Source organism: Janthinobacterium sp. GW822-FHT07A03 (assembly GCF_058798815.1).
On the sequence record NZ_JBXAKW010000008.1, the window covers coordinates 1 to 13,926 of the forward strand.

Sequence of the window (13,926 nt, forward strand, 5' to 3'; positions counted from 1 at the left end):
CGAAGGGACTCGAACCCCTACACCCGAAGGCACATGGACCTGAACCATGCGCGTCTACCAATTCCGCCACGTGGGCATTGTTACTGCTTGCTGCTTGTCGCTGCGTGTTCTGCAGCGAGGACAAAATCATAAGGGCTGGCGCGCATTCGGTCAATCAACATTTTGCACTTTTCTTCAAGAAACACCCTTTTCACCTGAAAAAAGCCATTTCCCTATGAAAGGGAAGATAAATCTGCCTGTTTTTTTAGCGAAAACAGGCATTTGGCGCTTATTGCGGCAGGGTGATGGTTTGTGTGCCGATCTGCAGCAAGCGTCCGCCAGGCACTGTCTGCAGGGAGGTTGGCACCGATTTGCAGCCGATATCGAGCACGATCAGGAACTCCGCCGCCATGGCCGGGGTGGACTTCACGTAGGCGGCGTGCTGCTGGCTTGCCTCCTGCGGCGGATTGGGGGCGTTGAAGCTGGATAATTGTTCCTCGTCTGGCCGTAATGATTGCAGGCAAAGTGAAGCCGTGCCATTTTCTATGCTGGCCCGGCCATTCGGATACAGGTACAGGGTGTTGAGCGCATGCATGTTCCATTCGAAAGTGCGGGCCGTTGCGGAGTTCAGCTTGTCGAGCACCACCACCACGTCGTTCGAGCGCGAATACCATATTTGGCGCTTGGCCAGGCTCAAGTCGTTGCTGTAGGCGGCACTGGCATCGCCTTCCACGTAGTCGAGGTCCGTGCCATGCATGAATGCCGTGATCTTGCCGTTTTTGTAGCGCATCTCGTAGTGGCCGGCGATGAATTGGCCTTTCCCGCCATCAAATGTGATGGCGTTGTGGGCGCGCGACTGGCGGTACCAGCTTTGCGACAGCGGCGATGCGTAGTAGTCCTGGTAGCCGGCTTCGATCAGCAGTGGCTTGCCGCCGCTGTTGATGACCAGGCTGTTTTGATCGCCGTGGCTGTGATTGAAGGCGCCGAACGGACTCGATTTGAAGTAGACGGAAGTGCGGGCGGCGTTGCTCATGTCGCTGTGCATGGCTGCCCAGCCAATGCTGGGAAAGAGCATGGCGTTGGGCGGTGCTTCGGGCGCGACCGTGTCGGCAGGCAGCGGGTAGGGCGCTTGCAGCAGGGTGATGGGACTTTCCTGCGCGCCCGGCTGGCTGCTGTACCAGGCGGCCGCTGGCGTGGCTTGCCGTGCCACATACGCCTTCAGGAGTGCCGGGTCCGGCTTGCTTTCGTGGACATCGCCGAAGACGTGGCGGGGTGCGTTCGGTGGGATGAACTGCATGAAATAGTCAGAAAAGCCGGCCGCCCACGGTTTGTTGAACAGGTTGACGCCGGTGGCTTCGGCCAGCGGCTGCCATAGTTGCAACTGTATATCGGTGGTGTACTGGCCATACGCCGAGCCGTTGGCAAAGCCGCCTTCCGGGCCGCTCCAGACGTGGACGATATGCATGTACGAGCGCACGGCAAAGTCGAACCAGGCTTGCGCTTCCGGCCTGGCGTCGAGCAGCAGGGTTGAGGCGGCGGCAAGGTAGCCGAGTGCCTCGACGCCGTGCGAGTCCATGGGGGACTGGTCCAGGCGTCCGCCGGCGATGGACAGATCCGCGTAAATGGGCGTCAGCCGCTGCGCAGCGACCGACAGCCAGTGCGCGCGGCGGGGCGCATCCAGATCCAGCCACAGGAAGTCGGCCCCCTTGGCAAGTACCAGGGCAATCATGCGCGCCACCTGGTCCTGCGCTTTATAACTGGTGGGTCCATCCGGGCTCAGCGCGGCCAGCTGGTCGCCGCGCAGTATGGCTTCATCCAGATACCTCCGTTCCTGTGTCAGGCGAAATAGCAAGGCGGCCGCTTCCATTTGCCGGATCACGGCGCCGGCGGCATTGGCGATGTGGCTGTACTGGCCGCCATCGTTGGGCGTGGTCCACATGCCATCGTTGACGCTGGCCACGGCCGTGGTATTCAGATTGACTTCGCTAACGAGGCGGCTCAGGAAGGGGCGCCGTTTGATCTCCATGGCGGCATCCCAGGCGCTCGCTTGCGCGAAGGAGGCTGGCAACTGGCGCGGGCGCGGGTGGGCCCGCACGGTGGCCGCCATATCGGACGATTCGGGAACGACAAAATTGCGTGAATTGCTGTTGATGGTAAATGGGCGCTTGTCGGACCAGTCGCGGGACGTGGAAAGCGGGCTTACGCGCCATTCATACTCGCCGGGCGGCAGTGCGCTCGATGGCAGCAGGAAATTGCGCGAGACGGTAAGGCTGCTCGCGGTGCCGCCAACCGGCAAAATCTCCACGATATATTGCGCCGGATAGCTGGCATGGCGCGGCCAGGCAAAGGACGGCGGATTTTGCACCTGCAATTTCACTTGTTCCGGTGCCGGTTTGACGATTTCAGGGCTGCTGGAGCGGGTGCTTACCCAGTCCGCCGCCTGGCTGGCGCCAGCGCCGAGGCTCAATGCCATAAAGCTGTTGAAAAGAATCCGTTGGTGTTTGCCTGGCCTGCATGTCATGACTTCTCTCCGTAATGCCGTTGCCAGTCACGCGTGATGCGTGGCATGGGGAGATGTCAATATACTATTGAATGGAGTAAAAATGTTCTTTTTTTGGCAATTGCTCGAGGCAGGTTGGTGCCGTGCTGCGGAAATGAAAAAAGCCGCAAACTCGTGAAAGTTTGCGGCTTTTTTGCGAATTAGGTAATGGTGCCCACGAAGGGACTCGAACCCCTACACCCGAAGGCACATGGACCTGAACCATGCGCGTCTACCAATTCCGCCACGTGGGCACTGATGCTGCTTTATTACTTGTCGCAAAATAACTTCGCAACAATTCTGCTATTATAACGGCTTGAAGAGTTTTGCGCCAGATGAGCTTTCGCTCCATACTGCACATCAACCCTGTACCGCTTTCCTGCAACTGCATTCCCGTGAAGGTTTGTCGCTGCAAGAGACCGAGATTATAGAGCAATATTTGCCGAAGTCAAATGCATTGCGCAGCTTTTCTCCTTTTTTTCATCGGCGGGGCACTTGTTCGGTTTCCGCTACGCTGTCCGTTAGGCAAACCAAGGCGTCCTCCGGTACACTACCGGACATCACCGTGTCAATATTGACGGTGATGTCATCGGTCTTTGTCTTCCGTTTGATCACTGTCAATAACAACTATAGAAATACTTTTGAGCCAAAATACCCACACCATCCCCAGCCGGGAGGACATTCTCGGCATATTCCGCAGCGTCAGCGCGCCTCTCGACCCACAGTCTCTCGGGAAAACGCTGCAAGTGCATGCCGATTCCATGGATGTCCTGGTCCGTCGCCTGAAGGCGATGGAGCGCGACGGCCAGCTGAAGTCTGACGCCAGCGGTGTTTTCAGCCTGGCCGACCAGAGCGCGCTCGTCGCCGGTCGCGTCATGAGCCACCGCGACGGCTTCGGTTTCGTCATCCCCGACGACGCCAGCGCCGACCTGTTCCTGCCCGAGAAAGAAATGCAGAAAGTACTGCATGGCGACAAGGTCATGGCCCGCATCGTCGGCACGGACCGCCGCGGCCGCCCGGAAGGCACGATCGTCGAAGTCACCTACCGCGCCAATACCCACGTCATCGGCCGCCTGATCCAGGAAAACGGCACCTGGGTCGTGGCGCCGGAAGATCAGCGCATCGGCCAGGACATCCTCGTCACCGGTTCGGTGGGCAAGGCGAAGGCCGGCCAGATCGTCAGCGTCGAGCTGACCGAGCAACCGATGCGCTTCAAGCAGCCGGTCGGCAAGATCGTCGAAGTGCTCGGTGCCCTGGATGACCCCGGCATGGAAATCGAGATTGCCGTACGTAAATTCAACGTGCCGCACATCTTCTCCGCCGCCGCCCTCAAGCAAGCTGAAAAACTGCCGTTCGAAGTGCGCGCCGCCGACCTGAAAGACCGTGTCGACCTGCGCGATGTGCCATTGGTAACCATCGACGGCGAGGATGCGCGCGATTTCGACGATGCCGTGTATTGCGAACCTGTCAAGATTGGCCGCGCCAACTGCTTCCGCCTGATCGTGGCGATTGCCGACGTCAGCCATTACGTGAAGCCGAACGACGCGCTCGATATCGACGCGCTCGAACGCAGCACGTCCGTCTACTTCCCGCGCCGCGTGATCCCGATGCTGCCGGAAAAGCTGTCGAACGGCCTGTGCTCGCTGAACCCGGCCGTCGACCGTTTGACCCTCGTCTGCGACGCCGTCGTCAGCGACAAGGGCGAACTGAAGGCCTACCAGTTCTACCCGGCGGTCATCCACTCGGCTGCGCGCCTGACGTACGACGAAGTCGCTGCCGTGCTGGGCAACACCAAGGGACCCGAAGCGGCACGCCGCGCGGACATCCTGCCGCACCTGCAAAACCTGGAAGCCGTCTACCGCGCCTTGCTGAAGGCACGCACGGAGCGGGGCGCCATCGATTTCGAGACGACGGAAACGTATATCGTCTGCAATAGCGCGGGCAAGATCGAAAAGATCATCCCCCGCACGCGCAACGAAGCGCACAAGATCATCGAAGAGTGCATGCTGGCGGCCAACGTCTGCGCGGCTGATTTGTTGCTGCGTAACAAGCACCCAGGCACCTACCGCATCCACGCCAGCCCGACCAAGGAAAAGCTCACGCAAGTGCGCACCTTCCTGAAACAGGTTGGCTTGAACCTGACGGGCGGCGACACGCCATCGGCATCCGATTACCAGACCCTGATGCAGCAGATCAAGCTGCGTCCCGACGCGGCCCTGCTGCAAACGATGCTGCTGCGTTCGATGCAGCAAGCCGTCTACAGCCCGGACAATATCGGCCACTTCGGCCTGGCCTATGAGGCGTATGCCCACTTCACCAGCCCGATCCGCCGCTATCCCGACCTGCTGACGCACCGCGCCATCAAGGCCATTTTGCAAGGCAAGAAATACGAGCCGAAGCTGTCCGACAAGGTCGTGCTGAACACCAACGTATCGAACGCCACGCGCAAGCAGCAGGCCAAGGACAAGGCCGACGGCAAGCCGAAGAAGACCGATTTGACCATCTGGGACGCGCTGGGCGTGCATTGCTCGGCCAACGAGCGCCGCGCCGACGAAGCGTCGCGCGACGTGGAAGCCTGGCTGAAGTGCTACTTCATGCAGGACAAATTGGGCGAAGAGTTTACCGGCACGATCACCGGCGTGACCACCTTCGGCGTCTTCGTGCAATTGGACACCCTGTTTGTCGAAGGCCTGGTGCACGTCACCGAGCTGGGTACCGACTACTTCCAGTACGACGATGCGCGCCATGAATTGCGCGGCGAACGCACGGGCAAGCGTTATCAATTGACGGACCGTCTGACGGTGCAAGTGGCGCGAGTCGACCTGGAAACGCGCAAGATCGACCTGCGCCTGGTCACCGATGCGGAACTGGCGGGCGAAGAAGCGCCAGCCAAGCCGAACGGCGGCGGCAAGCGCAAGGGCGAGAAGAAATCGATGGTCAAGCCCGGTCCTGCGACCGAGCAGCGCCATGAGATCAAAGCCGGCGGCAACAACGGCGGCAAACCCGGCAATGGTTCCGGCGGCCGTTCCAACGGCGCCAAGCCTGCCGCCAAGGCGCAAGCCAAGGCAGCCCTGAAGGAAGCCCCCAAGGCGGCAGCTCCCAAGGCAGCTGCGCCGAAGGGCGGCAAGAAACCAGCCGCGGCACCCGCTGCGGCGGCACCACGAGCAGCAAAAACTGTATCTGTATCAAAAACAAGCAAGAAGAAACGATAAATAATGAAGAATAAAATGATTTTCGGCTTCCACGCCGTCACCTCGCGTCTGCGTCATGAAGCGTCGTCCGTGGAAGAAATTTTCGTCGATGCCAGCCGCGTCGACGGCCGCATGAAGGACATGATCGCCGCCGCCAAGGCAGCCAACGTGCGTGTCATGCCCGTTGATTCGTCGCGTCTCGATAAAATCGTCGGCACGCGCCGCCACCAGGGCGTGATCGCGTTTGCCTCGCAATTGTCGCTGGCGCGCAATCTCGATGAGCTGTTGGATGCCATCGACGGTCCGCCGCTGCTGTTGATTCTCGACGGCATCACCGACCCGCACAACCTGGGCGCCTGCCTGCGCGTGGCCGACGGCGTCGGTGCACATGCCGTCATCGTGCCGAAGGACCGCGCCGTGGGCCTCAACGCCACGGCCGCCAAGGTCGCCAGCGGCGCCGCCGAAACCGTCCCGTACATCACCGTGACGAACCTGGCGCGCACCATGCGCGAACTGAAAGAGCGCGGCATCTGGCTGATCGGTACCTCGGACGACGGCGAAAAAGGCTTGTACGAAGCCGATTTCACGGGTCCGACGGCCCTCGTCATGGGTTCCGAAGGCGAAGGCATGCGCCGTTTGACGCGCGATACCTGCGACATCCTCGTCAGCATCCCGATGTTCGGCTCCGTCGAGAGCCTGAACGTGTCCGTGGCATCGGGCGTGTGTCTGTACGAAGCCCGCCGCCAGCGCATCGCGAAAGAAGGCTAAAAAACGTCCAGGGCGGCGTTGCATTGCCTCGCCGTACTTGCGTACTGTCTTCGGCAATGCGCCTTGCCCTGAACGTTTTGTAGCGCTTCTTTGATAAGCCGCCGCCCTTGAGGCGGCGGTTGTTTATCTGCCTCTCCGGCAGCACGCCGCCGAATACGCTACCATTTGCATTCCACCTTATCCATTTTCATTATGTTCCACCACCTGCGCGAAGATATCAACAGCATCATTGAACGTGACCCGGCCGCCCGCAATGGCTGGGAGGTGCTGACCTGTTATCCGGGCCTGCACGCCATCGTCATGCACGGCTGGGCGCACTGGTGCTGGACGCGGCGCATGAAATGGGTGGGGCGCTTCATCTCGTATATCGCCCGCATCATCACGGGCATCGAGATCCATCCCGGCGCCGTCATCGGCCGGCGCGTCTTCATCGACCATGGCTTCGGCGTGGTGATCGGCGAGACGGCCGTCGTCGGCGACGACTGCACCATCTACCAGGGCGTGACCCTGGGCGGCACCTCGCTGCACAGCGGCAGCAAACGCCATCCGACCCTGGAGCGGGGCGTCATCGTCGGCGCCGGCGCCCAGGTGCTGGGCAGTTTTACCGTAGGCGAGTACGCCAAGGTGGGGTCGAACGCCGTGCTGCTCAAACCCGTGCCCTCCGGCGCGACGGCCGTCGGCAACCCGGCGCACATCGTGCAAAAGGATGTCAGCGCCCTGCGCGAAGGCAGCACGGCGCATCTGTTTGCCGCGTATGGCGTGACACCCAACGGCGACGACCCGCTGTCGAAAGCCCTGCAAGGCCTGATCACGCACGCCGTGGCGCAGGAACAGCGCATCGAAACCATCCTCGCCACCCTGAAGGCGGCGGGCATCTGCTGCCAGGGCGTGCCTGAATGTGATAAATTCGACTCCGAGCAAATGAACAAGCTGGTTGATTAAGGATACAGGCATGAACACTGATGTGACGGCAGGCGAAAAAAGCAATGACAATCCGAATCTGCTCGCCCCCTTCGAGATCCGCGTGCTGGCCGTGCTGGCCGAAAAGGAAGCGCTGACGCCGGACAGCTATCCGCTCTCGCTCAACGCCCTGACGAACGGCTGCAACCAGTTGTCGAGCCGCGACCCCGTCATGGCCCTTTCCGAGGAAACCGTGTATGACGTGCTGCAGCGCTTGATGCAGCGCAAATTCGTCAACGGCATCACGCAGGCGGGCGCGCGGGTCGCCAAGTACGAGCACCGCATGCGCATCAAGTGGTCGCTGGAACAGGACAAGCTGGCCATCCTGACGATCTTGATGCTGCGCGGCTTGCAGACGGCGGGCGAAATCCGCAGCCGCAGCGGCCGCGTGCATGAATTCAAGTCCGTGGCGGAAGTGGAATCCTGCCTGCAATTTTTGATCGACAAATACCCGCCGCTGGTGGCGAAACTGGCCGTCGCCCCCGGCGCCAAGGAACCGCGCTACGGCCACCTGCTGGGCGGCGAGGAAGCGCTGGCGCAGATCGAGACGGCGGCAGGTTACGCCGGCGCCGTCAGCGCGCCGCAGCAGGGCAGCCGCGTGGCCCAGTTGGAACAGGAAGTACTGCAATTGCGCAGCGACTTCGATGGCCTGGCGGCGCAGTTCGAGGCGTTCCGCAAGCAGTTCGAATAAGCGGTCTTCACGCATGAGTTTTTCCTTCCTGTGCCGCGCCTGCGGGGAGACCCACACGGGCATGCCCAGCTTCGGCGCCGATGCGCCGTGGCTGTACGAGCAGATGGCGCCCGCCGAGCGCGAAACGCGTTGCCAGCTCGACAGCGACGCCTGCATCGTCGACGAAGAACACTGCTTCGTGCGCGCCACCATCGACATCCCCGTGCATGGCTCGGATGAACCATTCAGCTGGGGCGTGTGGGTGTCGCTGAGCAGCGAGAGCTTCGACGCGTGGGATGCCTGTTTCAATGACGCCAGGCGCGCGCACATCGGCCCCTTCTTCGGCTGGCTCAGCACGCAGCTGCCCGTGTATCCGGCTACCCTGAACCTGAAAACCCGCGTGCACCTGCGCGACGACGGCCTGCGGCCCTACCTCGAGCTGGAGCCGACCGGCCATCCGCTGGCCGTGGAGCAGCGCGACGGCATCACGGCCGAGCGGGTGGCCGAGCTGTATGCGCGGCTCGTGCATGGCGCGTGACAAGCCCGCCTCGTGCCGCCATCACAAACTGTCATTCTTATGCGGCGCGCATATGGCGTATCCATCCTCATTCAAAGGAAATTCATGAAATTTGCAATCCGAATCGTACTGGGTCTATCGCTGATCTGTGTCGCCCCCGCATTTGCCGCTGCCACGGCGCCCGCGGCGCAGTCCGGGGTATCCAGCCCGGCACACCTTAAAGCCGTGCAGGATCTGCTTGGCGCGATGCAGATTGAAAAGGTGCTCAAGGGCGTCGCCGCCCGTAGCCGCTATCCTGCCGAAAGCCAGAAGCAGGCAGTGCTGGCCAAACTGGACAAGATTCCGCCTGCGGAGATTTGCCAGCGCCTGGCGCCTGCGCTGACGCGCGCAATTTCCGCCGATACGGCGATCGAGATGACGCGCTTTTATAACACCTCCTACGGCAAGCAGGTGATCTACAAGAAGTACAACTCCGGTGCGCAGCTCATCATGCCGGGCATGACGCCGGCAGTGCCGCCGGAAGAAAAGAAGGAGCGCAAGCGCGCCGCCTATGTCCAGGCCAGCAAGGAGCTTGCGGAGGCTGAGCCGGCGATCGAGCACGAAGCGTTCAAGCTTCTGCAACTGATCAATAAGGAAAAACGCTGAGCTGCCGGGCAATCCGCCTGCCGCCCGTGGGCCTCCGTAAGCGATAGCGGATGCCCGCGCGGCTGAAGTTTGCCTTTGTTGCAATTCAAGGTGGATCGGTGGGACAATGTCTGCGGACGGCCAGGCGCGGAAATGGGAAGGGCAGGCTGAATGTTTTCATCTTGGCATTGAGGGAAAATATGCAAGTCATGCGTATCGTTGCCAATTTTCCCGCGCCGGATCCGGCGCGGGCACGCACCTTTTACGAGGACGTGCTGGGGCTAAGCCTGTTAATGGACCATGGCTGGATCATGACGTACGGTTCGCAAACCCAGATGGGCGTTCAGGTGAGCTTCGCCACGGAAGGCGGCTCGAACACTGCAGTGCCAGACCTTTCCATTGAAGTCGATGACGTGGATACGGCATTTGAAAGAATGGCCGGAGCCGGGTTTCCCATTGAGTATGGGCCTGTCGATGAACCCTGGGGCGTCAGGCGGTTTTTCGTGCGTGACCCCTTCGGCAAGCTCATCAATATTCTGTCGCACACGTAGGCGGGGTATCAACGGCAGCCGGCCGCAGGCAAGCGCCCAGTGGCAAGTATCAGGCTGGCATCACGGGGCTGCGGGTTGCCGTGGATCAAGCGGTCCCTGTCGATCCGGCCCCGTTTCCGGTATCATTCGGCATGAATAATATTTCCTTCCAACCGTTTATCATTGGTGTCGCTGGCGGAAGCGGCAGTGGCAAGTCAACCGTATCACAGCAGGTGCTGGCGTCGTTCGGCGCCGACATGGTCTCGGTCGTGATGCAGGACGATTACTACTGCGACCAAACCCATCTCTCCCCGGAAGTCCGGCGCCAGCAGAATTACGACCATCCGCAGGCGTTCGAGTGGCCCTTGCTGGTGCAGCACATCCAGGCCTTGCGCAATGGCGAGGCGATCGAGATGCCGGAGTACGACTTCACGCTGCACAATCGTTCCAGCAGGACCATTCCCGTCAAGCCGGCGCCGGTGATCGTCATCGAAGGCCTGTTTGCCCTGTATGACGAAGACTTGCGCGACATGATGTCGCTGAAGATCTTTGTCGATACGGCCTCCGACGTGCGCTTCATCCGCCGCATGCAACGCGATATCACGGAACGCGGCCGTTCCGTGGAAAGCGTCATCGAGCAGTATCTGGAAACGGTACGCCCCATGCACAAGCAATTCATCGAACCCACCAAGCGCAATGCCGATGTGATTTTGCCGCATGGCGCCAACGGTCCCGCGGTCGACATGATCACGGCCAAGGTGGCCAGCGTCATCGGCCGCCTGAAGCCGGCCGGCTAAAAGCAGGCTGCTTCAGCGCTCCCCCATTGACTCTGAAAACGTCTTGGTGATCGGTTTCGTCAGGTAGCGCAGGACCGTCTTGCGGCCCGTGTTGATTTCCACGGTGGCCGTCATGCCGGGCTGAATCAGGATCGGCTCGCCATTCTTGCCCATCAGATTGCGCCCGCTGGTCTTGATCTGCACGCGGTAGTAGGGCTGTTCGTTGCCCTTGTTATCCTCGCTCAGGGTGTCGGCGCTGATGTAGCTGACGGTGCCGCGCAGGCGCCCGTAGATGCCGTAGTCGTAGGCGTCGAGTTTCACGGCCGTGGGCAGGCCCGGCTTGATGAAGGCGATGTCGGCCGGTTTCACTTTCGCCTCGATGATCAGGTCATCGTCCGTCGGCACGATCTGCAGGATTTCCTCGCCCGGCTTGGCCACGCCGCCCAGGGTGGTAAGCCGCACGTTGCGCACGATGCCGTCCGTGGGCGCGTAAATGTCGGTGGAACCCAGCTGCTCCTTGCGCTGCGTCACCGTCTGCAGCACGCCGGCCAGGTCTTCCTGGGCTTTCACCAGGTCCGTTTGGCTGTCTTGCAGGTATTTGTTGCGCCGGTTGGTGATCTGCGCCTGGATGTCGACCACCTGCCGCCGCAGTTTCAGCACCTCGGCGCGGCTCACGTCCCCCGTTTCCAGCAGCGGCAGATTCATTTCCAGCTCCTCCTTGATCAGCTTCATGGCGCTGTCCAGCGAGCTTACTTCCGCCTGCACGGCGCCCTGGCGCTTGCTGAACAGGGCCAGCTGGTTGGCGCGAAATTCCGGAAACGCCTGCAGTTCGGGCGGGAACTTCGGCGCGCCGCCAAACACCTCGGCCTGCAGGCGCGCCACGGCCGCCTTCAGCCCGGCCGCCTTGGCCGTGCTTTCCAGGTAGCTCGTCTCGGCCCGCGTGCGGTCGAAACGGGCCAGCAATTCGCCCTTTTTCACGACGCTGCCTTCATGCACGCGCAGTTCGGCCAGCACGCCGCCGTCAGCCACCTGGATGATCTGGTTGCGCGAACTGGCGATCACCTGGCCGTTGGCGCGCGTGACCTGGTCCAGCTCCGCCCACGACGCCCAGGCGATGACGCCCGCCAGCGCCGCCGTGCAGCTCCAGATCAGCACCCGGCCGCGCTTTGCTTCTTCCTTCGTTTCGACCTTGGCCAGTTTCATGCGACGGCTCCTTGCGGCGCGGGCGTGGCCACCGGCGCCGTTGCGAGACTGGGCACGGCCTGCGGCTTGCCCGACAGCTTGGCCAGGACAACGTCGCGCGGGCCGTCCAGCAGTATCCTGCCCGCTTGCAGCACCACCAGACGGTCCAGCAGGGGCAGCAGGGCGTTCTTGTGCGTGGTGGCGACCATGGTCACGCCTTCGGCCGCCAGTTCGCCCAATAAGCCCACGATGCGCGCTTCCGTCTTCGCATCCATGGCGCCCGTCGGCTCGTCGAGCAGCCAGATGCGCGGCTTGGCCAGCAGCAGGCGCGTGACGGCGATCAATTGCCGCTGGCCGCCCGACACGCCCCGTCCGCCCTCGGTAATGGCCAGCGCCAGTCCCCGTGGCTGGCCCAGTATCAGCTCGATCAGGCCCGTGCGCCTGGCCGCCGCCAGGATCGCTTCCTCGCCCGGGTCGGCCAGCCCCAATAACAGGTTGTCGCGCAGGGTGCCGCTGAACAGCCGCGTTTCCTGCGGCAGGTAGCCGACCATTTCGCGCACCACGGCCGGCGCCAGCAGGGCCATGTCGACGTCGCCCAGGTAGACCTTGCCTTCGGCCGGCTGGTACAGGCCCGAGGCCAGTTTCAGCAGGGTGCTCTTGCCCGAGCCGATGGCGCCCACCAGGCCGAGCCGTTCGCCGGGATGGATGGCCAGGCTTTCCACTTCCAGCGCCACCTTTTGCGCGCCGCCATACGTAAAGCGGATGCGTTCGAAGCGCAAGCCCGTATCGAGGCTGCGCGGCGTCAGCGCGAACTGCGCGTTGTCGGCTTCGTTGGGCAGGCTGATGACCTGTTCCAGGCCGTCGATCGAGGCGCGCGCATGCGCCCACTGCACCATCACGGCGGGCAGCTGCACGATGGGCATCAGGGCGCGGTTGCTGATGATGGTGCACGCCATCAGCGCGCCCATGGTCATCTGGTTTTCGGCCACGAACCAGGCGCCCATGGAGATCAGCGCCACGTTGGTCAGCTGCTGGAAGGCGGCCGTGATGTTTTGCGACAGGGCCGCATAGTCGCGGATATTCTGCTCCGCGTGGCTGCTCTCGGCCACCAGTTCGGCCCAGCGCGCCTGCATCATCCATTCTGCGCTGCTGCCCTTGAGCGTTTCGACGCCGTCGACGGCTTCCACCAGCAAGCCGGCCTTGCGGTTGCTGGCGTTGAGGTTCTTGCGCGTATGGCTCTGGATGGCGCGCTGGAACATCAGGCCGCACACGAGGGCCAGCGGCAGCGCTACCAGCGGCACCACCACCAGCCAGCCGCCGATGATGGTGATCATGGCGAGGAAAATCAGCGCGAAGGGCACGTCCGTGAGCACGAACAGCGATGTCGACGTGAGCACGCCGCGCACCATTTCAAAGCCTTTTACCTGCGCCGCCAGGGTGCCGACGGAGGCGGGGCGCGCCTCCATGCGGATGCCCAGCATGCGCTGGAAAAACCACTCGGACAATTCATGGTCGACGTCATTGCACGAGTGGTCGACGATGCGGCTGCGCACCTGCTTGAGGATGAATTCCAGGCCGATCGACAGGGCCACGCCCACCACCAGCACCCACAGCGTGCTGAAGCTCTGGTTCGGGATCACGCGGTCGTACACCTGCATGGAAAACAGCGAGGTGGCCATGGTCAGCAGGGTCACCAGCGCGGTGGCCAGCACGGCGTCGACAAACACGCTTTTCTTCAGCCACAGGGCGTTGCGCACCAGCCCCAGGGCGCCGGGGCGGGCGCCGCTTTTTTCGCTGCGGCGCGGCAGTCCCACGCAAGCCAGGCCTGCCAGCGATTCGAGCTGCAAGGCGCGGCCGTCGATGCCTTCGCCGCGCCAGGCGCCGTCGGTGCCGCGCGACTGCAGCAAGCCCCAGCCCGTGCTGGCGCTGTAGACGGCAAACGGCAGCTCGCCTGGCGTCGGCTCGTGCAGCGGGCGCGCCGCGCCTTCCAGGCCGGCCGCCTGCCAGATGGCGGTCAGGACCATGGCGGGCGCGCCGCTGTCATCGACGTCGTCGAGCTGGCGCTGCAGGTCGGCCAGGCGTGCGGCAGCCAGGTGCTGGCCCGTCAGACGGGCGGCTCGCTCGATGAGTGTCAGCAAGCCATGTTTGATGGAGGTATCCACGCTGTCTCCTGTGTGCATCATGTCGGTG

12 protein-coding genes and 1 tRNA gene are annotated in these 13,926 nt (G+C 62.4%); 9 read left to right on the forward strand and 4 right to left on the reverse strand.

Translation table 11 applies throughout. The features are described 5' to 3' along the window. The coding region (locus AC1RJW_RS21790) for a hypothetical protein (protein ID WP_493046826.1) at nucleotides 1-218 on the forward strand (218 nt) is incomplete at its 5' end. Nucleotides 219-268: 50 nt separating this feature from the next. Here the strand turns inward: AC1RJW_RS21790 and AC1RJW_RS21795 are convergent. Both AC1RJW_RS21795 and AC1RJW_RS21800 read right to left on the reverse strand, forming a co-directional pair. After that, nucleotides 269-2,452, reverse strand: a complete 2,184-nt coding sequence (locus tag AC1RJW_RS21795) for a heparinase II/III domain-containing protein (RefSeq protein WP_493046827.1) — start codon at nucleotides 2,450-2,452, stop codon at nucleotides 269-271. Nucleotides 2,453-2,687: 235 nt separating this feature from the next. Next, nucleotides 2,688-2,772, reverse strand: a tRNA-Leu gene (locus AC1RJW_RS21800). A gap of 387 nt (nucleotides 2,773-3,159) precedes the next feature. Here AC1RJW_RS21800 and rnr point away from each other — a divergent pair. From rnr to udk, 8 genes are all read left to right on the forward strand, one after another. After that, nucleotides 3,160-5,730, forward strand: coding sequence for a ribonuclease R (gene rnr, locus AC1RJW_RS21805; RefSeq protein ID WP_493046828.1), 2,571 nt, complete (start codon nucleotides 3,160-3,162; stop codon nucleotides 5,728-5,730). Nucleotides 5,731-5,733: 3 nt separating this feature from the next. Then, nucleotides 5,734-6,477 carry a 23S rRNA (guanosine(2251)-2'-O)-methyltransferase RlmB gene (rlmB, locus tag AC1RJW_RS21810; protein WP_034784003.1) on the forward strand — a complete coding sequence of 248 codons (744 nt, stop codon included), beginning with the start codon at nucleotides 5,734-5,736 and terminating at the stop codon, nucleotides 6,475-6,477. A gap of 192 nt (nucleotides 6,478-6,669) precedes the next feature. Further along, complete coding sequence (gene cysE, locus AC1RJW_RS21815) at nucleotides 6,670-7,419, forward strand: serine O-acetyltransferase (protein WP_230540977.1); 750 nt, start codon at nucleotides 6,670-6,672, stop codon at nucleotides 7,417-7,419. Between the two features lie 10 nt (nucleotides 7,420-7,429). Next, nucleotides 7,430-8,128, forward strand: a complete 699-nt coding sequence (locus AC1RJW_RS21820; RefSeq protein WP_493046829.1) for a YceH family protein — start codon at nucleotides 7,430-7,432, stop codon at nucleotides 8,126-8,128. 13 nt (nucleotides 8,129-8,141) lie between these two features. After that, entirely contained in the window at nucleotides 8,142-8,645 is a 504-nt protein-coding gene (locus AC1RJW_RS21825) for a DUF2199 domain-containing protein (RefSeq protein WP_493046830.1), read from the forward strand. Between the two features lie 84 nt (nucleotides 8,646-8,729). Next, entirely contained in the window at nucleotides 8,730-9,269 is a 540-nt protein-coding gene (locus AC1RJW_RS21830) for a hypothetical protein (protein WP_493046831.1), read from the forward strand. Nucleotides 9,270-9,448: 179 nt separating this feature from the next. Next, a complete protein-coding gene (locus AC1RJW_RS21835; protein ID WP_493046832.1) occupies nucleotides 9,449-9,799 on the forward strand; it encodes a VOC family protein in 351 nt (116 codons plus the stop codon). A gap of 131 nt (nucleotides 9,800-9,930) precedes the next feature. Beyond that, the gene (udk, locus tag AC1RJW_RS21840; RefSeq protein WP_493046833.1) at nucleotides 9,931-10,575 is read left to right on the forward strand and encodes a uridine kinase; all 645 of its coding nucleotides are present in this window, start codon (nucleotides 9,931-9,933) and stop codon (nucleotides 10,573-10,575) included. 12 nt (nucleotides 10,576-10,587) lie between these two features. Here udk and AC1RJW_RS21845 read toward each other — a convergent pair whose 3' ends face one another. Together AC1RJW_RS21845 and AC1RJW_RS21850 are read right to left on the reverse strand one after the other, a co-directional pair. Further along, nucleotides 10,588-11,757 (reverse strand): HlyD family type I secretion periplasmic adaptor subunit, encoded by a 1,170-nt coding sequence (locus AC1RJW_RS21845; RefSeq protein ID WP_493046834.1) that lies wholly within the window; start codon nucleotides 11,755-11,757, stop codon nucleotides 10,588-10,590. Further along, nucleotides 11,754-13,898: an ATP-binding cassette domain-containing protein gene (locus AC1RJW_RS21850; protein WP_493046835.1), complete on the reverse strand. Its 2,145-nt coding sequence runs from the start codon at nucleotides 13,896-13,898 to the stop codon at nucleotides 11,754-11,756. Before AC1RJW_RS21850 ends, AC1RJW_RS21845 begins: the two co-directional genes overlap by 4 nt. Nucleotides 13,899-13,926: the final 28 nt, after the last annotated feature.

Bases quoted from the DNA above. Each gene is read 5' to 3' on its own strand.
- AC1RJW_RS21820 (WP_493046829.1), top strand. From the start codon at position 7,430: ATGAACACTGATGTGACGGCAGGCGAAAAAAGCAATGACAATCCGAAT.
- rlmB (WP_034784003.1), top strand. From the start codon at position 5,734: ATGAAGAATAAAATGATTTTCGGCTTCCACGCCGTCACCTCGCGTCTG.
- AC1RJW_RS21795 (WP_493046827.1), bottom strand. From the start codon at position 2,452: ATGGCATTGAGCCTCGGCGCTGGCGCCAGCCAGGCGGCGGACTGGGTA.
- AC1RJW_RS21830 (WP_493046831.1), top strand. From the start codon at position 8,730: ATGAAATTTGCAATCCGAATCGTACTGGGTCTATCGCTGATCTGTGTC.
- AC1RJW_RS21825 (WP_493046830.1), top strand. From the start codon at position 8,142: ATGAGTTTTTCCTTCCTGTGCCGCGCCTGCGGGGAGACCCACACGGGC.
- udk (WP_493046833.1), top strand. From the start codon at position 9,931: ATGAATAATATTTCCTTCCAACCGTTTATCATTGGTGTCGCTGGCGGA.
- AC1RJW_RS21845 (WP_493046834.1), bottom strand. From the start codon at position 11,757: ATGAAACTGGCCAAGGTCGAAACGAAGGAAGAAGCAAAGCGCGGCCGG.
- cysE (WP_230540977.1), top strand. From the start codon at position 6,670: ATGTTCCACCACCTGCGCGAAGATATCAACAGCATCATTGAACGTGAC.
- AC1RJW_RS21835 (WP_493046832.1), top strand. From the start codon at position 9,449: ATGCAAGTCATGCGTATCGTTGCCAATTTTCCCGCGCCGGATCCGGCG.